Here is a 21,154-nt window from a genome sequence, read left to right as displayed (position 1 = left end):
GGCGTTCTGCGCGGACATATCGTGAAGCGTCATCGCTAGAAGGAGCACCCGTGACCAACTCTGACGTCTTCACCCAGGTCGACTCGTCGATCGCCCTCGAAGAGGCACCGACGTGGCACCGCGGACTGCTCGACTTCCCGAATCCGGTCAACGACTACGCCGCGCGCTCCACCGCGGGTCTGGTGATCGTGCTGGCCGCCGTGTCGATCGTCGTGAACCAGCCGTGGCTGTACGCCGTCCTGGCGCTCGGCTTCACCCTGCGTGTCGCCGGCGGCCCCCGCTACTCCCCGTTCGGCCGCCTGGCCGTGCACGTGATCGTCCCGCAGGTGTGGAAGAAGACCAAGACGGTCCCCGGCCCGCCGAAGCGTTTCGCGCAGACCATCGGCCTCGCCTTCTCCGGCACCGCGTTGGTGCTGTCGCTCCTCGGCTTCGGACTGGCCGCGCAGATCGTCGTCGGCGCGCTGATCGGCGCCGCGTTCCTCGAGTTCGCCTTCGGCCTGTGCCTCGGCTGCATCGGCTTCGGCCTGCTGCAGCGCGCAGGCACCATCCCGGAGAGCGTCTGCGAGGCCTGCTACAACTTCGGCCGGTAGACCTACCGCGTAAGGCGCCCCGCGACACCGTCGCGGGGCGCCTTACGCGTCTTGAAGAATCGGGTCACACGAGCCCGAGTGCGATCCCGTCCAGGATGTCGTGCTCGGACACCACCATCTCGGTGATGGCGGCGCGGTCGGCGAACTGACGCGCCAGCTCCCGGGTCACGAGGGCGCCGCCGCCGATGACGTCGGCGCGGCCGGGGTGCATCGGGCCCAGCGCCAGTCGCTCTTCGCGGGTCATCGCGACGATCCGACCGCACAGGACGTGCAGGTCGGCGAGGGAGATCCGGGAGTGGTGAATCACGTCGGGATCGTAGGCGGCCAGTCCGGCGTGGACCGCGGCGAACGTCGTCAAGGTGCCTGCGACCCCGACCCATGTGCGCGCGGCGGACACGTCCACCCCGGCGAAGGCCTTCGCCAACTCGTCCGTGGCGATCAGCACCGCGCGCGCCTGCTCGTCGAGCGTGGGCGGATCAGACGGGAGGGCGCGTTCGGTGAGACGCACGCAGCCGATGTCGGCGGAGTACGCCCCCGCGACCACCGCGTCGCCGCCGACCACCGATCCCACGACCACCTCGGTGCTGCCGCCGCCCAGGTCGGTGACGACGAACGGTCCGTCGGCCGGATCGAGTCCGCCGACGGCGCCGCGGAACGACAGCCGCGCCTCCTCGTCGCCGGTGATCACCTCGGCGACCGCCCCTTCTTGGACGCGACCGAGGAGCTCTGCGGTCATGGCGAAGAATGCGTCACGGTTGCTCGCGTCGCGGGTGGCCGACGTCGCGACCATGCGCACGCGTTCGACGCCGGCGGCCAGCATCCGCTCCACGTACCCGGCCAGTTCGACGCGGGTGCGCTCGATGGCCTCGTCGGCGAACTTCCCGGTCGCGTCGACGCCCTGGCCCAGACGCACGACCTTCATGTCGCGCTCCACGTCGACCAGGGTGCCCGCGTCGTCGATGTCGGCGATCAGCAGGCGGATGGAGTTGGTGCCGCAGTCGACGGCGGCGACGCGCGTCACGCGTCGTCCTCGCCGACGAGCGCAGGCCAGTCCGCAGGCACCGCGATGCCGCGCATCTTCTCGACATCGGCGAGCATGGCGACGGCCTCGTCGCCGAGCGGGTTGACGCCCGGCCCCTTGGCCAGCGAGTGCGCGACGAGCACGTGGAGGCACTTCACGCGGTCGGGCATGCCGCCGCCGGCGAAGTCGGTGCCGAGCGATTCGATGGCGTCGCGCTCGGCCAGGTAGCTCTCGTAGGCGCGGCGGTAGCCCGCGGCGAGTTCGGCGTCCTCGGCAAGGCGGGCCTGCATCTCGCGCATCACGCCACCCGACTCGAGGCGGCTGCACGCACCGGTGAGCCGCTGGTCGGTCAGGTAGTACAGGGTGGGGAACGGCGTTCCGTCGGGCAGGCGCGGCGCGGTCTTCACCACGGCCGGCTGACCGTCCGGAGTCCGGTAGCTGATCTCGAGCACGCCCCGCGGCTCACGTCCCAACTGCTTCGCGACCGCCTGCAGGTCGGCTTCGGTGATGCTCACTTACCCTCGGGTCTCCGGCGGCGTCGACACCGCATTCATCAGATTCTCGTACCAGGGAGTCGCCTTGCGTTGGCGCTCCTGCTCTTGCTGTGCTTCTTGCTGCTCGCGCGTCGGGTTGATGATGACGACGGGCTTCTCGCCCTCGGGCACCATCTGCAGTCGCTGTCGCGCCTGCACCTCGATGTACGCGGGGTCGCTCTGCTGCGCCAGGCGGCTCTTGTACTCCTGAGTCTGCTTCTGCAGATCCGCGTTGGCCTGCTGCAACTGGTGGAACTCGTTGCGCTGCGCGATGTAGGTCCGGACCGGCACCGCGAGCGTCAGCATCAGGAAGATGCCGAGTGCGACGGCAATGCCGACGTTGGTGACGCTGACACCGCGACGCTGCGCGAACAGCGCCAGCCGCGACGGCTCCGCAGGCAGATCGCCGGACGCGTGCCCGGAGGGACGGTCGGACGGGCGACGACGGCGGCCGCCCACGTGCGAGGCAGACCGTCGTTCGGCCCGACCGCGGGATTCGGCCGCACCGTCGTGCGTGGCGCTCGCCTGGTCGTCGGAAACCGAACGCGTGCGGGACGATTCGCCCCGCGACGACGTGGAGCGAGACCGAGTGCGCCGCGGGTCGGGACGCGACCGTCGGGACGTACTCGCCCGACGATCACCCCGGTTCCGCGTGCTTCGACGCCGGGAAGCCCCCGCGTCGCCCTCGGTCTCGCCCACACCCATGACTACTAGCTAATCACGCACCGAACGAGAAACGCGGGAACGCCAGGTCACCGGCGTAGCGCGCGGCGTCGCCGAGGCCCTCTTCGATGCGGAGCAGCTGGTTGTACTTGGCGACGCGCTCGGAACGAGCGGGTGCGCCGGTCTTGATCTGGCCGGAGCTGCAGGCGACGGCCAGATCAGCGATGGTGGTGTCCTCGGTCTCGCCGGAACGGTGGCTCATCATCGTCTTGTAGCCGCTGTTGTGGGCCAGGGCGACGGCGTCAAGGGTCTCGGTCAGGGTGCCGATCTGGTTCACCTTCACCAGCAGCGCGTTGGCGATGCCCTTGCTGATGCCCTCTTCCAGGCGCTCGGGGTTGGTGACGAACAGGTCGTCGCCCACCAGCTGCACCTTGTCGCCGACGGCCTCGGTCAGCGCGGCCCAACCGGCCCAGTCGTCCTCGCCCAGGCCGTCCTCGATGGAGACGATCGGGTAGTCGGCGACCAGCTTCTCGTAGAACTTGATCATCTCGTCGGCCGAGTGCGGCTTGCCCTGGAACTGGTAGGCGCCGTCGGTGTAGAACTCTGTCGACGCGGCGTCGAGCGCGATCACGATGTCGCTGCCGAACTTGTAGCCAGCGTTCTCGACGGCCTTGGCGATGACGTCGATCGCGGACTGCGTGTTGGGCAGGTCGGGGGCGAAGCCGCCCTCGTCACCGAGCGCGGTGCTCAGGCCCTGCTTGTGGAGCTCGGACTTCAGCGAGTGGTACACCTCGGCGCCCCAGCGGAGCGACTCGGCGAAGGTCGACGCACCGGTCGGCGCGATCATGAACTCCTGGAAGTCGATGCCGTTGTCGGCGTGCGCGCCGCCGTTGATGATGTTCATCATCGGGACCGGCAGGATGTGCGCGTTGGGTCCGCCGACGTAGCGGAACAGCGGGAGGCCTGCCGACTCGGCGGCGGCCTTCGAGACGGCCAGCGAGACGCCCAGCAGGGCGTTGGCGCCCAGTCGCGACTTGTCGGGGGTGCCGTCCAGGTCCACCAGGGTCTGGTCCACCACGCGCTGGTCGTCGGCCTCGATGCCGATCACCTCGGGGGCGATGTCGCCCAGGACTGCCTCGACGGCCTTCTTGACGCCCTTGCCGTTGTAGCGGTCGCCGCCATCGCGCAGCTCGACGGCCTCGTGCTCACCGGTCGACGCGCCCGAAGGCACAGCCGCCCGCGAGAAGGTTCCGTCGTCCAGGACCACCTCGACCTCGACGGTCGGGTTGCCGCGGGAGTCGAGGATCTCGCGCGCGCCTACCTGCTCGATAATTGCCACTTGTCAGCCCCAATTCGGTTTCGTCGGGTCGACGGAAGCTCCGCCGACGGGTCCGCTCCAGGATAAACGCAGATCAGTAGCGAATGTTCACGGAGTAGGCGTTGGCGTAGTTGCGGACGTCGAGCACGTACGCGGTGTGGTTGTTGTAGGCGTGGACGGCCTTCTCCCAACCCTCCGGCGTGGTCATGTCGCCGCCCGAGTAGACGCACAGGTAGCGCGCCGCGGAAAGTGCTGCGTCGTCGATGTTGTCGGGGTCGGCCACACCGTCGCCGTTGGCGTCGACGCCGTACCGCTGCCACGTCTCCGGGATGAACTGGAAGGGGCCCATGGCGCGGTCGTAGACCTTGTCGCCGTCGAGCTTGCCACCGTCGGTGTCGCGGATGACGCGGTTGCCGTTGGTGCCGTCGAGCGCGGGCCCGCGGATCTCGGGGCTCACGTCACCGTTCGGCGCGACGCTGGCGCCGCGGTAGCGGCCGTGCTTGGTCTCGCGGGCCGCGATGCCCGCGAGGGTGGTCCAGCCGATGCCGCACTCGGGGTGCTGCTGCCGCTGGATCTCGGCGGCGTTGCCGTACGCCTCGAGGGAGGTGAGCGGGATTCCGGTGGAGTCGGAGATCGGCTCGGCCCAGGCGCGCATCTTGTCCGCGGTACGACCGGGGGCGTTCACGTCGATGTACGGCTGCTGGGTGCCGACGCCCGGAGGGAGGCCGTCGGGGATGTCGGGGCGATCCCACGGCATCTGCATGCCGCACGACGTCACCGTCACCGCCGCGATCATCGAGACGGGGGCGATCCACCACCGACGTCGGCGCGACGTCGATCTCACTCCTCGGGTCACCCTGCTCCTCAACTTCTCGTCACATCGCGACAGCGATTTCGGCTCGTGGCCGCGAAACAGCGTCCCACATCATCTGCCCAACGCCGAAAACGTCGTGCGAGTTCCCGAGTGTGACCAGGTCCGACGACGAGCGTGTCGTCTGAGCAGACTAATCCGACGTCCGCCGACTGTGCGCGACGCCACACCCGTCGGACCCGTTTGCGTCAGGGCACTTCGTCACTTTTCACACCGTTTTCGGCGTCGTTGCAGCTAGACGGACGAATCCTGTGAGGCAAGGCTCACCGCAGCTGAGTTATTCTTGCTCAGTTGGATATGGGTTGGCTCACCAACCCATCCGCGCGTTGGAAGGGAACCGATGACGACGTTCATCGCCCAGGGCGGCCCGTCAGTGGTCACCCAGATGGTCGGCAGCGGGCTGATCGGCATCCGCGAGGGCCTCGAAGCAGGCATCGTCGTGATGGTGCTCATCGCATTCGCGGTGAAGTCGGACCGTCGCGACTCCCTCAAGTGGATCTGGCTCGGCGTCGCCGCCGCCCTGATCATGCTGATCGCGACCTTCCTCATCATTCAGTACGGGTCGTCGACCATCACCAGCCTCGGCGCGGAACTGATCGCGGGCATCGCCTCGCTGGTCGCCGTCTGCATCGTCACCTTCATGGTGCTGTGGATGCGGAAGGCCTCCGCGCACATCTCCGGCGACCTCAAATCCGGTCTCAGCGACGCCTTGACCGCGGGCGGCGCCGCCGTGTTCGGACTGGCCTTCCTCGCCGTCGGCCGCGAGGCCTTCGAGACCGCCCTGCTGATGGTCGGGTACGCCGAGAACGCCAGCAGCAAGGGCTGGACGCTGGTCGGTCTGCTCCTCGGGATCCTCGTCGCGATGGGCCTCACCTGGCTGCTGTACCGCGGTGCCATCCGCATCAACTTCGCCAAGTTCTTCCTCTACACCGGCTTCTTCCTCATCATCGTCGCCGCGGGAATCCTCGCGTACGGCGTCCACGCCCTGCAGGTGTACGGCTGGCTGCCCGGCATGGACAACATCGCCTTCGACATCTCGTCCTGGTACTCGCAGGACGGCTGGTACGGCACCATCCTCGGCGGCATCTTCAACTTCCGCCCCGAGCCCACCGTGCTCCAGGTGGTGGCGTGGGTGCTGTACGTCGTCATCGTCGGCGGCGTGTTCATCGCCCGCGGGCGCACCACGCCGCCGAAGCCGAAGCCTGCCGAGCCCGCCCTCAACGACGCCGCCTGACGTCGCCCCGATCCTTCCTGCAAGTCCCCGAAAGGAACCCCATGGCCAAGCTCTCCCCCGTTCTGCGGAACGTCGTCGTCCTCGGCGTCGTGGCTGCCACTCCCCTCGCGCTGGCCGCGTGTACGGAGAAGTCCGCCGGCGACGGCGCGATCACGGTGAACTCCACCGACGACGCGTGCGAGCTGTCGAGCACCGATCTGCAGACCGGTCAGGTGAACTTCGAGATCACCAACGCCGGCGACAAGGTCACCGAGTTCTACGTCTACGGCAAGAACAACCGCGTGCTGGCCGAGGTCGAGAACATCGGACCGGGACTCAAGGGCAAACTGGGCGTCGAGATCACCGAGCCCGGCACCTACACGGTCGCCTGCAAGCCGGGCATGGTCGGTCAGGGCATCCGGCAGGAGATCAAGGTCACCGGTGAGACCAAGGCCAAGAGCCAGGCGCCCGCCGACGTCGAGGCCGCCAAGGTCCGCTACCTCGATTACGTGCGCGGTCAGCTCAACGGGTTCCTCGCCCAGACCGAGACCTTCACCGGCGACGTGAAGAGCGGCAACCTCGACAAGGCCCGCAGCGAGTTCGGTCTGGTCCGCACCTTCTACGAGCGGATCGAGCCGGTCGCCGAGTCGTTCCCCGAGCTCGACCCGAAGATCGACATGCGCTGGGACGACACCGAGGACGGCAAGCAGCCGTTCACCGGCTTCCACCGCATCGAGCGTTTCCTGTTCCCGCCGCAGGCGAGCCAGGTCGGCGAGGGTGAAGGCCAGGTGGCGCCGTCGGACGCCAAGGACGCCAAGACCGCGGACACCAAGGCGAACATCGACAAGGTGGCCGACCAGCTCGTCACCGACGTCAAGGCGCTGAAGGCCGAGATCGACGCCAAGGACTTCCAGTTCGAGACGCAGATGTTCGTGCGCGGCGCGCAGGCGCTGATCGACGAGATCGCCAAGACCAAGGTCGGCGGCGAAGAGGATCGGTACAGCCACACCGACCTGTGGGACATCGCCGCGAACATCGAGGGTTCGCAGGCTCTGATCAGCCAGCTCGAGACCATCATCACCAAGCGTGACCCGAACCTGGTCGAGAAGATCAACACGCAGTTCGCCGCGGTCAGCAAGGACATCGAGCAGTTCCGTCAGGGCGACGGCTACGTCTCGTACGACAAGGTGACCCCGGAGCAGCGCAAGGCCCTCTCGGACAAGGTCGACGCGCTGTCGGCGACCCTGTCGATGGTGCCCGGCGCCGTCATGGCGAAGTAGGAGAGCGCAATCAAGTGAGCGAGAGCGAAGTGGAGTCGACCGAGGCCGCAGGCCAGGATTCGACGACGGGCGCCGAAGGCAGGCACGGCGTGAGCCGTCGTACCGTCCTCGGTGCCGCAGGCATCGGCGTGGTCGCCGGGCTGGCCGGCGGCGGCGCGATCGGTGCCGCGGTCTCCGGCTCGGACGACGCGTCGTCGTCCGACCAGGTGGTGCCGTTCCGCGGCGACCACCAGGCCGGCATCGTCACCGCTGCCCAGGACCGGCTCCACTTCGCTTCGTTCGACGTCATCACCGATTCCCGCGACGCCCTGGTCGACATGCTGAAGCGGTGGACCGTCGCCGCCGAGCGCATGACGCGGGGCGAGGAGACCGAGCCCGGCGGCGCACTGGATCTCGGTGACTACCACCCGCCGGCCGACACCGGTGAGGCCCTCGGCCTCTCGGCCGCGCACCTGACGCTCACCATCGGTTTCGGTCCGGGCCTGTTCGGTCCCAGCGCGTCCAATCCCGCGGCGAAGGACCGTTTCGGGATCGCGCACAAGAAGCCCGCGGCGCTCGCCGATCTGCCCGCGTTCGCGCAGGAGAAGATCGAGCCGTCGCGGTCGTACGGCGACATCTGCATTCAGGCGTGCGCCGACGACCCGCAGGTCGCCGTCCACGCCATCCGCAACCTCGCGCGGATGGGCGTCGGCGTCGTCTCCGTGCGGTGGTCGCAGCTCGGTTTCGGTCGCACCGCGTCCACCACCAAGGGTCAGGAGACCCCGCGCAACATGTTCGGGTTCAAGGACGGCACCGCGAACATCCGCGCCGAGGACACCGACACCGTCGACAAGTGGGTGTGGGTCGGCGCCGACGACAATCCGCCCGCCGCGCAGTGGATGACCGGCGGCACCTACCTCGTCGCCCGCCGCATCCGCATGGACATCGAACCGTGGGACCGCGCCAATCTCCTGGAGCAGGAGAACATCATCGGCCGCACCAAGGGTGTCGGCGCTCCCCTCGGCAAGGACGCCGAGTTCGACGAGCCCGACTTCCAGATCACCTCGTACGGTTCGCCGATCATCCCGCTGACCGCGCACATGCGGCTGGCGCATCCGGATCAGAACAACGGCGTGCAGATCCTGCGTCGCGGCTACAACTTCACCGACGGCTCCGACGGCTTCGGCCACCTGGACGCCGGCCTGTTCTTCATCGCCTTCAACCGCGACAGCTTCAAGCAGTTCGTGCCCATGCAGCACACACTGTCCCGCAAGGACGCGATGACCGAGTACCTGATCCCGAACGCGTCGGCGAACTTCGCCGTCCCGCCCGGCCTCAAGCCCGGCGAGTGGTGGGGCCAGCACCTCTTCGAGAAGTAAAGGAGCCTGCGGCGCTGCGCAGTCCAGGTTGATCGACCATCGCGACGCCGCGCCCCTCAGGTTGATCGAGTTCGACGACGCGGAGCGCAGCGGAGCGACGCCGAGTATCGAGATCGCCGCAGGCTGGCTCAACCTCCAGCACCCCCGAGATCGCCGCCTCTCAGGCTGATCGAGTTTGCCGACGCGAACGTAGTGAGCGCCGTCAAGTATCGAGATCGCCGCAGGCTGGCTAGACCTCCAGCCCCCCGAGATCGCCACCTCTCAGGTTGATCGAGTTTGCCGACGCGAGCTTGCGAGCGCCGTCAAGTATCGAGATCGCCGCGGGCTGGGTCGACATCCCCACAGCCTGGCCCAACGACCCCACTCCCCCAACTTCTGGCAAACTCGACGACGTGCCCACCACTCTGGATCGCTTCAAGAACCTCGGGGCCGCGTATCACCGGGTCCGGCACGAGACCAAGTACGGCTGGGTCCTCCGCTACGTCACGATCGTCGTCGGTTTTCTGGTCACCGCGGTCGGCGTCATCACCATCCCCTACCCGGGTCCGGGCTGGGCGATCGTCTTCCTCGGTCTGCTGATCCTGTCCCAGGAACTCGAGTGGGCAGCCAAGCTCCGCCACCGGATCATGCGGCTGCTCAACGACTTCTACGCGAAGTACATCGACGGCAACCGCCTCGCGCAGGCGGCCCTCGCGAGCGGCACGTGCGCCATCGTGCTGGGGACCCTGTGGGTCACCGGCGCTGCGAATGTCGCGCAGCACTGGGTCGGACTCGACTACGGCTGGTTGAAGTCACCGCTGTTCGGATAGCGTCTGGGCCTCGCTCGACCGAATGAACCGCAGTCCGACGCGGCGTACTCTTCGGCTGTGAATCAGCTTCCACCTCGACCGCCCTACGGCCCGTCTCCATACGGCCAGAACGGGCCCGGTCCGCAGTGGGCTGTTCCGACACCGCCGGCACCGCGATACCCGCCGCCTCCCTACCCACCGCAGTGGCAGCGTCCCCTGTCGCCACTCGGCACCGGTTCCCTCCTCACCCTCGACGTCTGGGCCTTCCCACTGCTCTACCTCCTGTGGGCGATCGTCGGCCCCAAGACCACGGTCGACGGTGTCGTCGTCGGAAAGAGCTGGGGAAAGAGGACCATCGACGTCGCTACGGGCGCGCACACCGTCCATATCTACACGCGCTACTTCTGGAGGATCGCGGCTGCTGATTGCGCGTTCCAGGTGGCGCCCGGTCAGCGGCGAACTGTGCGGTACCGGTGTCCATGGGTACCTGCGTCAGTCGGCAGGATCGAGCTTCACTGAAGCGCCCAGCGTCACTGCATGGTCGTCGACCGCTGGACAAAAGCGGCCAAGGCATAAGGTTGAGGCGACGACGTCAGCATGCTCCACAACCACATTACCCCGTCGACAGCAGAATCAAACATCCTCGACACGGCCTCAAATCGTGCAGTAAACGCTAATCACTCGATCACGAGCAGAAACTCGCGAACACAACCCTCCTCAACAAAGACTAGCTTCACGGCCTTCCACCATGTATTCTGGCTCAATTTTCCACTTCGGCACCGCGACCCACGATGACGTTCCGAGATCAAACCCGAGCCGCTTCGCCAACTCACGTTCACCCTGCCATTTACCCACGAGTATCACCAGGCCGTGCTGCTGCAGCACTTGCTCCTTTGCTTGCCGTGCACGGCGCATCGGATCCTGGTTCTTGGCGCAGACCGTTTCGATTGTCGGCCGCGGGATCACCGTTTCCGGAAGGTAGCCGAAAAGTGCTGTAAGTCGGCGCGCCTGCCCCTGCTTGCCGAAGACGATCGCCAACTGCTCCGCCGTTAGTTGACGGAGCGGCTCAGAGGGCAGTGGCGTCCATTCGACAATCGACAAAGCAAATCTATCCAGCGCCGCCTTCTGAATCGTACGTTTCAGATCTCGATTTCCCTTAATCCCAGTCAACCACGCACGGTGCGTTCGCATAAGGAATGCACGAAACCGATGTTGATCAGCATCAATTTGGATCATCAACGTGATCTCACATTGACCCTCACGCGGAATCATCCAGTTTCGACGAACCGTCCCTTTGATTTCAACCGGAATTCCCACAATCGACGTGTCGAGCGGCGGTTCCTTTACGAGACCAAGCTCCTCAATCACGTGGTACTGAAGTTTTGTTCCTACCGTAGACCGTTCGTCGGAGTCAACTCTGCTGTCAGTTAACGCGAATCGCCACGTCCGAGCACCGTCGAGAACATACCGGATTGCATCGTCGACGGCCTCTCTAATCTTGGTCGTCGCGTCAGCATCAACAAGCCAACTTGCAACTCGCTGCAAGTCAGCGTCTTCCTCGGGTGCAAGTATCTGGTGCGGCATGCGCGGACCACTACGCCGATCATCTGGGATACATGTGTGGCCCGGAAGGGCCAGAGTCGACTTTGCTGCCATCTAACCATTCCTAGCCGGCCACAGCATAGCCTGTCGCGCGTACACGCAATTAGCTCACTTTGGACCTGTGCTCACTGATGTAGTCATGACGGAAATGCTCAGCCTGCCCGACGAAACCCTTGAAGTTGCCCAGGCGATATGTCGTGGTATTGCCCGCTACAGACTGCTCGACCTCAAAGTCCAGACCAAGCCGATCGATCCGCTTGGCAAGTGTCCGCGGTGTCAGCTGCGGCAGATGCCTGAAAATCTCATCGTCAGCAATCCCGCCAGGGTTGGCCGCTAGCAACGTGTAGAGGGGATCCTCTGCACGTGCCGCTGACGCAGGGATCTGCCCAAGGCCCCCAACCAGTTCTCGACGAAACGCTGCAAGAACCGCTTCGCCTACTGCGCGCGCAACCGGAGGCGGAAATGCATTTCCGATCTGACGGTACTGCGACGTCTTACGCCCAGAGAACTCCCAGGGATAGTCCTGTCCCCAACCCTGGACTCGCTTGACCATCTCAATTGTTAAGCGCGGAGGCGTATCATGCGGGCGCGGCGATTCGGTCGACGGCGGCGCATCGGCTACACCTTTTCCGTCAACACCCAGCTGCAGCCATGCAGCCTTCGCGCGCGTCGGCCCTAAGTCAGCGCCGCCATGCTTCTTCGACCCACCAACGATTGTCGGCCCCACATCGTTCGCCATCGTCGCCCACTCGTCAGCGTGCGGCCAACCGTCAGCAGCCATCAGGTCCCTAAGCGCGTCACCGACACTGATCGAAGACTCGTGAGCTTGTGGCCACCTGAAATACTTCGCATCCCCAGGCCTCAGCGCGACCAGAACGAACCGAGGACGCAGTTGCGGAACACCAAAGTCGGAGGCGTGCAACAGCTTCCAGAATGGCTCGTAACCGAGCTCCCTTAGTCGGGCGAGTATCCGCGCACGGTATGCATCAAACCGAGGCTGCGAGAGTCCTCGCACGTTCTCAAGCATCAAGGCTCGAGGTTTTACAACCGCAACCTGCTCGACAGCCCACGAGAATAGGTCGCGCTCGTCCGAAGCTCCCAGTTGCCGACCTGCGATTGAAAACGGCGGGCACGGCACACCCCCAGCAAGCAGTGAAACGCCTTCGAACTCTGCGGGCTTCCACACCTCTGAACTGGCAACATCCCCCGTCCGCACGTCCCAGTTCGGACGGTTGAGCTTCAGGGTTGCCACAGCGTTCTCGTCCAGCTCGACTGCGAGTACGTGCTCGAAGCCGGCCCGTTCGAGGCCGAGCGCCTGTCCTCCAGCGCCAGCACAAATCTCTACGACCGTGTAGGTGTCGTCGTCCCGACCAGATCTCGCAGCCACGCCCTGTCCTCCTCCGCACTAGCAGTCGATCATAGGTCGCGAGCGACGTCGGTGACCAATACAGTGGCGAGCCGCTCGCGTCATCCGCAGCCCCCGGCTCAAGGTCTGCTCGCTAGTCGTAGCGCATACCTCGGACACTCTGGGCGTCGTCGCAGGTCACGACACTGCACCCTGCCTACTCCGGGACTTTCCGGTTCCACTTTTTGGGCGCTCAGCTCAGTCTGGCAGGTATGGACTACCGTCAACGATCGAGACGATCTCTTCAGGCGTCTTCCAAGGCCTTCGCCGGTGAACCATCGCGTGGCAATTCGCGCACACGAGGACCAGGTCGTCCAGCGTTGTCACTGTCGGACCCGTGACGTGAAGGGGCGTCACGTGGTGCACGTGCGTGTACCCGTCGCCCAACTCACCGTACGTCCCATAGAAGTCGAATCCACACGTCTCACATGCAAGCGTGCCGCGTTCGCGCATGGACTCATCGATCTTCGCTTGTCGCAGCTTCGGATCTCGTTCACGAAACGCCGCAAGCCGGTACGCGACCGCACCCTCGATCGCGGATACTGGACCGTCACCGTCCAGCTCGTCCAAGTTGACGTACTCAACCTGCATGCTGTCCGTGAACTCGATCGATACGAGATGAGGCTCGGCTCTGAACTGTTCGGCTAGGCCGAGCATGTGAACTGGGTCCTCGAGAAAGGCATGAACGATCCGCTTGGTAGCAATACCCGACTTCGTAGGCTTGCCGTGGTAGTCCGGGTGCTGAGTTTTGAGATCCTCTACCTTGCGCCGCACGGAGTTGCGGCTACGAAATCGCTGGTCGAGGGCCAGTCCCGGGTTCGCCGCTCGGAGCAGTTCTGACAGCGCCACGGTCCGCGGATCGTCTGCGTCGACGCTGCCGGTTAGCCATCCAACTTCGTGTCGAAGCTCAACCGCGAGGACGAGTTCAGGCCAGGTCCAACTAATCTGTCGTGCCACCAGCCCCTACTCCCCCTCAGCACTCCACTTCTCGTGCACGACCATCCCGGGCACCTTCCCGACCTTCAGCCCCTTGAACTTCCGGGTCTTGCCCTTCGTGTTCTTGGCGATCGGATCGGCGTCGACGGTCTCCTCGTCCCATTCGAGATCGGCGTCTTCGGCCTCGTCAGACTCGACGGCGTCGTCGTCCTCGAGTTCCTCGTCGACCTCGAACTCCTCGGTCTCCGGCTCGTAGGCCATGCCGAGGTACTTGCGCCAGGTGTTCTCGTCGTGCAGCTGGACGTCGTCGGCGTCGGCGGCCTGCTCGGCTGCGCGAACCTGATCCATCAGGGTGATCGCGCGGCGGCGGAGGTCGTCTTCGACGCTGACGGCCGCGTGCTTATGGAACGGGATGTCGACTCGGTACAGCGAGGGACTGATGGCAGCGACGGGGAAGCCGACGCCGGCGAGGCGCTCGAAGATCTTCTGGACCAGGGCGAGCGCGGGCTGCGTGGTGCCGATGCCGTCGAGGACGCTGCTGCGCTCACGTTCGCGGGCGGCGGCTTTGGCGGCCTCCCACTCGTCGATCTGGCGGTCCAGGTCCTCGTGCTCGCCACTGAGGACACCGGGCGTGCGGTACGAGACCTTGTCGATGAAACTCTGCGCGACATCGTCGATGTCGAACGAGCCGGTCGCCGAGTCCGCCGCGATCCGCGCGTGGAAAAGGACCTGAAGAAGCAGGTCGCCGAGCTCGGACCGCAGCTCGTCGGGCGTGCCGTGATCGATGGCGTCGAGCGTCTCGTAGGCCTCTTCAAGAAGGTAGCGGCGCAGGGAGTCGTGGGTCTGCTGACGTTCCCACGGGCCGAGGCGTCGCAGTCGGTCCATCAGTTCGACCGCCCGCAGCAGCGTGCCGCCGGGCATGGTGCCACCCTGAACGACGTTCTCGCCCCACTTGAGGCGCTCCACGACCGCCGGATGCTCACGATCGGACGAGACGAGCGTCCTGGTGCGGTCGTCGCCGACCAGGCCGACCAGGACGTACGACGGCAGCTGCCACAGCAACGAGGGATGAACCTCTTCGGTGACAGCCACGGTGTCCGCGAGCAATGCCACAGCGCCGGCCGGGATCAGGTCGGGCCGCGACGCGTCGAGCAAGACAACGGTCATGGAAGCTCCTCCCTGCAATTCGGTGTCGAACTCGACATTAACGCGTTGAGGCGCTGCGCTCTCGTCACACGCGGAGGAAGGAGGCGTGTCGCCGGTTACTCACCGATTTCCGCAGCACAGCGGGTCCGCCACACAGTTCAGGATGCGTGCCCGTCGCGCCTCGAACAGCCGACACCGAACCGCTGACAGAAGCCGCCAAGTGAATCTCCACCCCGACAGCAACCGAGCGCGTCCGGAAAAGCGCCTGGTCGCGTCGCGGCAAGACTTACCCCTTGTTGAGTAAGTGAATAGTTGTTAGTGTGATGTACGTAACGGAAGACGGGAAGGGTCGACTTCGGCCGCAACCTGGTCCATCCACCTCCCACCTGCACTTCCGCCTACACCAGCCGCAGTCCGGACGACCACCGCACGAATCAGTAGCGTCCAGATCTTCGACCAAGTGAATAGATAGTCGCCGAAACGCAGTCGCGCCCCTGGAGGAATCACCATGCCAACCATCGGTTCCACGCTCCGCTTGTCCGCCAATCGTGTGCCCGAGCGGACGGCCCTCATCTTCGGCGACGTCCGGTACACCTACCGGGAACTGGACCAGGCCGCCGACCGCCTCGCCGGATGGCTGGCCGAGCAGGGACTCCGCAAGGGCGACCGCCTCGCGATGTTCTCCCCCAGCTCCGACCGCTTCGTCGTCACCATGTACGCGGCACACCGCATCGGCGCGATCTTCGTGCCCATCAACCCGGCGTCGTCGGCGCCGGAGCTGGACTACATCCTGCGCGACAGCGGGTCGACGTTCCTGACCTTCGCGCCGGCCCTGTCGCCGGTGGTCGACGCCGCAAGCAAGAACGGACTGCCCGACGACCTCCAGCTCCTGGCACTGGGCCCGGTCGACGGACACCGAGATCTGTTCGCGCTGGTCGCCGATCGTCCTGCCACCCCGATCGACGACACCGTCACCGAGTCCGACAACGCGCACATCCTCTACACGTCGGGAACCACCGGCAAGCCGAAGGGCGCGCTGTTCGATCACCGCCGCGTGATGAGCACGGCACTCGCCGTCATCACCACCTGCGGCATCAAGGACGCAGACCGGCTGCTGCACGTCGCGCCGCTGTACCACGCGGCAGAGCTCTGCATCCTGCTCATCCCCGGCACATTGGTCGGCGCCACCCACGTGGTGCACGCCGGATTCGACCCCGTCAAGGTCCTCGATAACTTGGAGGCCGAGCGCATCACCATGTTCTTCGGCGTCCCCACCATGTTCCAGTTTCTGCTGCGTCTCCCCGACCTCGGCGAGCGCGACCTCTCCGCCTGGCGGACCGGCCTGTTCGGCGCCGCACCGATGCCGCCGCACGCCGTCGAACAACTCGTGACGACCCTTCCGAACGTGAACTTCATCCAGCTCGCCGGACAGACCGAAGCCGGTCCGAGCGGCATCTTCTGCGACCGCGACCAGGTGAGGGAACGCCCTGACGCGAGTGGCCGCCAAGCCGTCGTCCTCACCGAGGTGCGCATCGTCGACCCCGACGGCAACGACATCGCCGCGGGCTCCACCGGCGAGATGCTCCTGCGCGGCGAGACCATCATGAAGGAGTACTGGAACAAGCCCGAGGCCACCGCAGACACCATCGTCGACGGCTGGCTGCACACCGGCGACATCTGCCGTCTGGACGAAGACGGCTACATCACGATCGTCGACCGGCTCAAGGACATGATCATCACCGGCGGCCGCAACGTGTACTCCATCGAGGTGGAGGGCGCGGTGGCCGCGCACCCGAACGTGGTCGACGCGGCCGTCGTCGGGCGGCCGCACGAGGAGTTCGGCGAGAGCATCGTCGCGTTCGTGACGCTGGTCGACGGCGCCACGCTCGACCTGGACGAGGTCCGCGCCTTCGTCGGCGAACGGATCTCGCACTACAAGTTGCCGCACGAGTTTATCGTGGTCGAGTCGATCCCCCGCAACCCGTCGGGCAAGATCTTGAAGCGCGATCTGCGCGAGAGCCTCGCGTACGTGACGCGATGACGGCGGTCTCGAAGCGCGACGACCCCGTCGGCTTCACCAACGAGTTCATCCGCGGAACCGTCCCGGGCATCTACGAGGGCTTCGGGATCCGGATCGTCGAACTGGAGTCGGGGCGCGCCGTCGCCACGGTGCCGATCGCGACCAATGGCAATCACCTGGGGACGATGTACGCGGGTGCGCTCTTCGGGGTCGCCGAAGTGCTCGGCGGTGCATTGGCGATCGTCGACTACGACACCGACCGGTTCCTGCCGACCGTGAAGGACCTGCAGATCTCGTTCCGACGCCCGGCGACGACGGACGTGCGCGGCGAGGCGTCGCTCGACGCTGCGACGCGTGAGCGGATGCGGCGCGAGGTGGAGTCGAGCGGTCGGAGCGAGTTCGTCGTCGATGCGGTGTTGGTCGACGCGGCCGGGACTGTCGTTGCGACAACGCACGGGGTGTATCAGGTGCGGGCGGTGAGGTAACTCGACAGTCCGCGTTCACGAGTCCCAACCATCAGACGCCTACTCTTTTGTCCCTTTAATTCGTTTAGCGTGCTATATTCACGCAGCATGGGGGAACACAACTCGGAACCTGACGGCGAGTGGTGGGCGGCCGCCAACCGAGAGACATGCTGGATAGTCTTCTACGGCGTGCTCCCCTACCTAAGTCTCGTGACCTATCACGTCTACCGTGGGCTCCCGGGTTCGGAGCTACCCGTCAAGATCTTCACTGACGGTGCGCCCTACATGTCGCTCCTGACCATCGCAGGCCTGACATCGGCAAACTTGAGCTACTTTTACCGTCGACCGCAGACGTACTCCGTAACCGCGACCAACCGACTCAGAGCCGCCCTGACGCTTATCGTCGTCCTGTGTGTCTGGGGGTACGTCGACACGGTCAACGCGGGCGCTGTCAACGTCCCCATGGGTGTGGCACCATGGGTTTTAGGCGCAATGTCGTTCTGCACAGCAGCGATTTGCTGGACGATTTCCGCGCGACGAGCGAAGGGACAAGTGCGATGACTACCAGCACCCTTGTCGCATCGCTCGCAGCACTGGCCGCCATGATCCTGACACTCTACCTCGCAGTACAGAGCCTCGACTCCGACCGAAAAGTCCGGCAGCGAGCACGGAGGTTCGAAGAGTCAGCCGAGTTGCGAGTCCTCGGCACGACAGCCGGTACAGGCAAGTTCGTCCCACAGACCGCCGGCCAAGAAATCCTGGTTCTGATGCCAACGGGCGAAGCCCGCAGGGCTAAGCCCATACCCGCGAAACACTTCTTCGACGTGATCGAGAGCACGACCCCGGTGTCCCACGGCGAGCAATGAGCAAAGCAGGACTGATTCACGTCTGAGGGCAGTCCGACAGGATGGTAAGACCGGCGGCCTCACCTACGCCTGGTGCACCACGCGGCCGCCGTGCAGGACCAGCTTCCGTGGCGGGTGGGCGGCGACGGCCTCGGGAACGCTCTGCGCGTCGACGAGGACCAGGTCCGCACGACCGCCCGCGCGCAACCCGTAGTCGGCCACTCCGAGGACGTCGGCGGCGACGTCGGTGGTCAGCGACGCGAGGACTGCGAGGTCGTCGTCGTTCATCAGGCCGCCTTCGAGGCCGATGATGGTGGCGCGCTCGAGCATGTCGCCATTGCCGTACGGCCACCAGGCGTCCCGGATGTTGTCCGAGCCGGCGAAGACGCGGACGCCGTGCTCGCGCAGACGCAGGATCGGCGGCATGGTGCCTGCCGGACCGTTGGTGAGGATCGAGACTCCCGCGTCGCCGAGCGCCTGCGCGGTGCTGTCGAGCTCGTCGCCGTACACCTGGCCGAGCGCGTACGCGTGGCTGACCGTCACCTTGCCACCGAGACCGAGGGCGCGGGTCCGCTCGGCGATGGCGCGCAGCTGCGCGGTGCCGACGGTGCCGCCGTCGTGCAGGTGGATGTCGATGCCCGCGCCGTGCTTGTCTGCGAGGCCGAAGATCACGTCGAGCTGGCCGTTCATGTCGTCGTCGAATCCGACGGGATCGAGGCCGCCGAAGAGTTCGGCGCCCTCGGCGAGGGCCGCGTCGAGCAGGTCGGCGACACCGGGTGCGGTGACGACGCCGCTCTGCGGGAACGCGACGAGCTGGATGCCGAGGCGATCGCGCACGGCGTCGCGGACCTGCAGGAGCGCGTGGAGGCCGTCGAGCCCGGCTTCGAGATCGATGTCGACGTGCGAGCGAACGTGCCCGGTGCCGAAGGCGACCATCTGGTCGACGAGGGCCGTCGCACGCTCGACGACCGGCACGCCGATGCTGCTGCGGAGCACCTTCTCGTTCGCGATCCGCTCACGCAGCGACCCCGACGCGAGGTGCGGCTGCCACGGCGCGCCCAGGAAGGTCTTGTCCAGGTGGCAGTGACCGTCGACGAACGCGGGCAGCACCAGCGCGCCGGCACCGTCGATCACGGTGTCGGCGACTGCGGGGTCGGACCGATGGGGCGTGATCGCGGCGATCGCACCGTCGACGAGAGCGATGTCGACGCGCTGCCCATCGGGTGCGGTGACGTTGCTGATGCGAGTGGGATTCACTGGGCGCCTCCATGATTGAGCAGGATTCGGACGATCGCGGTCTGCCCGTTGTTCCGCGCATTGGCGAGGACGGTACGCCCCTGACCGTCACGGATGTTGGGATCGGCACCGGCGTCGAGGAGCGCGGTCACCACGTCCTGGTACTTCTGCGAGCCGTCACCGTAGACCACGGCCTCGTGCAGCGCGGTCCACACCGGCGTGTTGACGTGGTTGACGTCGACTCCGGCCTTGATGAGCATCTGCACCGTGGAGAGGAAACCGTGCTCGGCGGCCGGGATCAGCGCGGTGCCGCCGTAGCGGTTGACCGACTTCAGGTCGGCGCCGTGGTCGAGCGTCATCCGCAGGATCGCGTCGTAGCCCTCGGCTCCGGCGTACAGGTAGGCCGAATCCTGGATGTCGTCCTTCGCGTTCACGTCGGCACCGGCGTCGATGAGGACGCGGGCGGCGTCGACCGCGCGGTTCTTGGTGGCCGTCACGAGCGGAGTGCGGCCCTGGTGGCCGCGGCTCTCGATCTCCGCTCCGCGGGCCAGCAGCTCACGGACACGGGCGGCGTCGTTGGCGGCGGCCGCCTGCTGCAGCGGTCCGTTGAGGGACGGATCGACGCGCTTCGACGTCGTCGTCGCTGCCGCCGAACTGGTCGCGGGCTGGGACACCGACGACACCGACGACACCGTCGTCGACGAGGCGGGTGCGGCAGCGGACTCCTCCGAGGAGCACGCCGTGAGACCGGTGGCCGCCGCGGCGACGGCGACCGCCAGGACGATCGGCCGACGAATCGAATCCTTCACAGGGGAACCTCCATGTACGGGCATCGTCCTCCAGCATGCCGACGTTCTGCGATAGCGTCCAAGACGCATGCGCCATGGAGACGATAGATATCAACTATGGTTCCTGCATGGAGCTCCGCCACATCCGATATCTGTTGGCCGTCGCCGACCACGGGAACTTCACGCGCGCCGCGGAGTCGCTGCACATCTCGCAGCCGACGCTGTCGCAGCAGATCAAGCAGTTCGAGCGTCACCTGGGTGTGGAGCTCCTGGACCGTTCGGGCCGCACCGTGACGCTGACTGACGCCGGCGCCGCCTACGCGCACCACGCGCGGTTGGCGTTGCGGGACCTCGACGCGGGCAGTCGTGCCGTGCACGACGTCCTCGACCTCTCCCGCGGCCATGTGCGGGTGGCGATGACCCCGACGTTCTCCGCCTACCTGGTGGGACCGCTGATCAGCCGGTTCCGTCGGGACTACCCGAACATCACCCTCGCACTGCACGAGACGACGCAGGATCGGATCGAGGCCGACCTGATGGCCGACCGGATCGACGTCGGCATCGCCTTCGAGCACCCGCATCTGCCCGGCATCCGCGCCGCGTCGCTGTACACCGAGACGCTGAGCCTGGTGGCGGGACCAGGTCACCGCCTGACCGGCGCGGCGTCGCCCACCCCGGTCGCCGCATTGAAGGACGAGCCGCTCACCCTCCTGAGCAGTGACTTCGCCACTCGCACCCACATCGACGCCCACTTCGTCGAGCACGGTGCCACGCCGGTCGTGGCCATCGAGGTGAACTCCATCAGCGCCCTGCTCGACGTGACCCGCGGCTCCGATCTCGCCACCGTGCTCCCCGATCTCGCGACCGACGCCCACGACGACCTCACCTGCCTGCCGTTGAGTCCGCCGCTCCCCGATCGCGAGGTGGAACTCCTGGTCCGCGACGGCGGCTATCGGTCCAGCGCAGCCCGAGCGTTCACCACGGCCCTCCGGAGCGTCGTCGACGAGCTCACCGCACGATAGATTTCATCTATCGAAATCATCCGAACTCGATATTGGACGCTATCGCGATCGGGGC

Annotated in this window: 20 protein-coding genes; 9 read left to right on the top strand and 11 right to left on the bottom strand. The window is 66.1% G+C overall.

The features are described from left to right. The first annotated feature begins 89 nt into the window (after positions 1 to 89). Positions 90 to 590, top strand: a complete 501-nt coding sequence (locus ACH46_RS04915; protein ID WP_062394972.1) for a DUF4395 domain-containing protein — start codon at positions 90 to 92, stop codon at positions 588 to 590. 64 nt (positions 591 to 654) lie between these two features. Here the strand turns inward: ACH46_RS04915 and ACH46_RS04910 are convergent, their stop codons facing one another. The 5 genes from ACH46_RS04910 to ACH46_RS04890 all read right to left on the bottom strand — a co-directional run bounded on the left by ACH46_RS04910 (position 655) and on the right by ACH46_RS04890 (position 4,921). After that, positions 655 to 1,611: a Ppx/GppA phosphatase family protein gene (locus ACH46_RS04910; RefSeq protein WP_062391940.1), complete on the bottom strand. Its 957-nt coding sequence runs from the start codon at positions 1,609 to 1,611 to the stop codon at positions 655 to 657. Further along, on the bottom strand, positions 1,608 to 2,126 hold the full coding sequence (locus tag ACH46_RS04905) for a DUF501 domain-containing protein (protein WP_062391939.1): 519 nt from the start codon (positions 2,124 to 2,126) through the stop codon (positions 1,608 to 1,610). Before ACH46_RS04905 ends, ACH46_RS04910 begins: the two co-directional genes overlap by 4 nt. After that, complete coding sequence (locus ACH46_RS04900) at positions 2,127 to 2,603, bottom strand: septum formation initiator family protein (protein WP_226995765.1); 477 nt, start codon at positions 2,601 to 2,603, stop codon at positions 2,127 to 2,129. It abuts the gene before it with no gap. 259 nt (positions 2,604 to 2,862) lie between these two features. Then, positions 2,863 to 4,146 carry a phosphopyruvate hydratase gene (eno, locus tag ACH46_RS04895; protein WP_062391938.1) on the bottom strand — a complete coding sequence of 428 codons (1,284 nt, stop codon included), beginning with the start codon at positions 4,144 to 4,146 and terminating at the stop codon, positions 2,863 to 2,865. A 73-nt stretch (positions 4,147 to 4,219) separates the two neighbouring features. Further along, entirely contained in the window at positions 4,220 to 4,921 is a 702-nt protein-coding gene (locus ACH46_RS04890) for a lytic transglycosylase domain-containing protein (RefSeq protein ID WP_082399401.1), read from the bottom strand. 415 nt (positions 4,922 to 5,336) lie between these two features. On the opposite strand from ACH46_RS04890, the gene efeU reads away from it, so the two are divergent. The 4 genes from efeU to ACH46_RS04870 all read left to right on the top strand — a co-directional run bounded on the left by efeU (position 5,337) and on the right by ACH46_RS04870 (position 9,656). Beyond that, complete coding sequence (gene efeU, locus ACH46_RS04885; protein WP_062391936.1) at positions 5,337 to 6,230, top strand: iron uptake transporter permease EfeU; 894 nt, start codon at positions 5,337 to 5,339, stop codon at positions 6,228 to 6,230. 41 nt (positions 6,231 to 6,271) lie between these two features. Beyond that, positions 6,272 to 7,489 (top strand): iron uptake system protein EfeO, encoded by a 1,218-nt coding sequence (gene efeO / locus ACH46_RS04880; protein ID WP_062391935.1) that lies wholly within the window; start codon positions 6,272 to 6,274, stop codon positions 7,487 to 7,489. A 29-nt stretch (positions 7,490 to 7,518) separates the two neighbouring features. Further along, on the top strand, positions 7,519 to 8,847 hold the full coding sequence (gene efeB, locus ACH46_RS04875) for an iron uptake transporter deferrochelatase/peroxidase subunit (protein WP_062394968.1): 1,329 nt from the start codon (positions 7,519 to 7,521) through the stop codon (positions 8,845 to 8,847). Between the two features lie 392 nt (positions 8,848 to 9,239). Further along, positions 9,240 to 9,656, top strand: a complete 417-nt coding sequence (locus ACH46_RS04870) for a TIGR02611 family protein (RefSeq protein ID WP_062391934.1) — start codon at positions 9,240 to 9,242, stop codon at positions 9,654 to 9,656. Positions 9,657 to 10,352: 696 nt separating this feature from the next. On the opposite strand, the gene ACH46_RS20745 is transcribed toward ACH46_RS04870, so the two are convergent. The 4 genes from ACH46_RS20745 to ACH46_RS04855 all read right to left on the bottom strand — a co-directional run bounded on the left by ACH46_RS20745 (position 10,353) and on the right by ACH46_RS04855 (position 14,745). Next, entirely contained in the window at positions 10,353 to 11,291 is a 939-nt protein-coding gene (locus tag ACH46_RS20745) for a NaeI family type II restriction endonuclease (RefSeq protein ID WP_082399400.1), read from the bottom strand. A 49-nt stretch (positions 11,292 to 11,340) separates the two neighbouring features. Next, positions 11,341 to 12,624 carry a DNA cytosine methyltransferase gene (locus tag ACH46_RS04865; protein ID WP_062391933.1) on the bottom strand — a complete coding sequence of 428 codons (1,284 nt, stop codon included), beginning with the start codon at positions 12,622 to 12,624 and terminating at the stop codon, positions 11,341 to 11,343. A gap of 216 nt (positions 12,625 to 12,840) precedes the next feature. Then, positions 12,841 to 13,599: an HNH endonuclease gene (locus ACH46_RS04860; RefSeq protein WP_157851009.1), complete on the bottom strand. Its 759-nt coding sequence runs from the start codon at positions 13,597 to 13,599 to the stop codon at positions 12,841 to 12,843. A 6-nt stretch (positions 13,600 to 13,605) separates the two neighbouring features. Further along, on the bottom strand, positions 13,606 to 14,745 hold the full coding sequence (locus ACH46_RS04855) for a nucleoside triphosphate pyrophosphohydrolase (protein ID WP_062391931.1): 1,140 nt from the start codon (positions 14,743 to 14,745) through the stop codon (positions 13,606 to 13,608). Between the two features lie 487 nt (positions 14,746 to 15,232). Here ACH46_RS04855 and ACH46_RS04850 point away from each other — a divergent pair, with 487 nt between their 5' ends. The 3 genes from ACH46_RS04850 (at position 15,233) to ACH46_RS04840 (ending at position 18,074) form a co-directional block, all read left to right on the top strand. Further along, on the top strand, positions 15,233 to 16,765 hold the full coding sequence (locus ACH46_RS04850) for a class I adenylate-forming enzyme family protein (protein WP_062391930.1): 1,533 nt from the start codon (positions 15,233 to 15,235) through the stop codon (positions 16,763 to 16,765). Next, the gene (locus ACH46_RS04845) at positions 16,762 to 17,229 is read left to right on the top strand and encodes a PaaI family thioesterase (RefSeq protein WP_062391929.1); all 468 of its coding nucleotides are present in this window, start codon (positions 16,762 to 16,764) and stop codon (positions 17,227 to 17,229) included. Before ACH46_RS04850 ends, ACH46_RS04845 begins: the two co-directional genes overlap by 4 nt. 536 nt (positions 17,230 to 17,765) lie before the next feature. After that, positions 17,766 to 18,074 carry a hypothetical protein gene (locus ACH46_RS04840; RefSeq protein ID WP_157851008.1) on the top strand — a complete coding sequence of 103 codons (309 nt, stop codon included), beginning with the start codon at positions 17,766 to 17,768 and terminating at the stop codon, positions 18,072 to 18,074. A 63-nt stretch (positions 18,075 to 18,137) separates the two neighbouring features. On the opposite strand, the gene ACH46_RS04835 is transcribed toward ACH46_RS04840, so the two are convergent. Beyond that, positions 18,138 to 19,310: an amidohydrolase family protein gene (locus ACH46_RS04835; RefSeq protein WP_062391927.1), complete on the bottom strand. Its 1,173-nt coding sequence runs from the start codon at positions 19,308 to 19,310 to the stop codon at positions 18,138 to 18,140. Further along, positions 19,307 to 20,098 carry an ankyrin repeat domain-containing protein gene (locus ACH46_RS04830; RefSeq protein WP_226995764.1) on the bottom strand — a complete coding sequence of 264 codons (792 nt, stop codon included), beginning with the start codon at positions 20,096 to 20,098 and terminating at the stop codon, positions 19,307 to 19,309. Before ACH46_RS04830 ends, ACH46_RS04835 begins: the two co-directional genes overlap by 4 nt. Before the next feature lie 107 nt (positions 20,099 to 20,205). On the opposite strand from ACH46_RS04830, the gene cynR reads away from it, so the two are divergent. Further along, complete coding sequence (cynR, locus tag ACH46_RS04825; RefSeq protein ID WP_062391926.1) at positions 20,206 to 21,099, top strand: transcriptional regulator CynR; 894 nt, start codon at positions 20,206 to 20,208, stop codon at positions 21,097 to 21,099. Positions 21,100 to 21,154: the final 55 nt, after the last annotated feature.

This window comes from Gordonia phthalatica, from assembly GCF_001305675.1.
Lineage (GTDB): Bacteria > Actinomycetota > Actinomycetes > Mycobacteriales > Mycobacteriaceae > Gordonia > Gordonia phthalatica.
The sequence above is the reverse complement of the archived record's forward strand: the minus strand, read 5'-3'. Positions and strand labels throughout refer to the sequence as shown.

Bases quoted from the DNA above. Each gene is read 5' to 3' on its own strand.
- ACH46_RS04890 (WP_082399401.1), bottom strand. From the start codon at position 4,921: ATGATCGCGGCGGTGACGGTGACGTCGTGCGGCATGCAGATGCCGTGG.
- efeU (WP_062391936.1), top strand. From the start codon at position 5,337: ATGACGACGTTCATCGCCCAGGGCGGCCCGTCAGTGGTCACCCAGATG.
- efeO (WP_062391935.1), top strand. From the start codon at position 6,272: ATGGCCAAGCTCTCCCCCGTTCTGCGGAACGTCGTCGTCCTCGGCGTC.
- ACH46_RS20745 (WP_082399400.1), bottom strand. From the start codon at position 11,291: ATGGCAGCAAAGTCGACTCTGGCCCTTCCGGGCCACACATGTATCCCA.
- ACH46_RS04855 (WP_062391931.1), bottom strand. From the start codon at position 14,745: ATGACCGTTGTCTTGCTCGACGCGTCGCGGCCCGACCTGATCCCGGCC.
- ACH46_RS04850 (WP_062391930.1), top strand. From the start codon at position 15,233: ATGCCAACCATCGGTTCCACGCTCCGCTTGTCCGCCAATCGTGTGCCC.
- ACH46_RS04845 (WP_062391929.1), top strand. From the start codon at position 16,762: ATGACGGCGGTCTCGAAGCGCGACGACCCCGTCGGCTTCACCAACGAG.
- ACH46_RS04840 (WP_157851008.1), top strand. From the start codon at position 17,766: ATGACTACCAGCACCCTTGTCGCATCGCTCGCAGCACTGGCCGCCATG.
- cynR (WP_062391926.1), top strand. From the start codon at position 20,206: ATGGAGCTCCGCCACATCCGATATCTGTTGGCCGTCGCCGACCACGGG.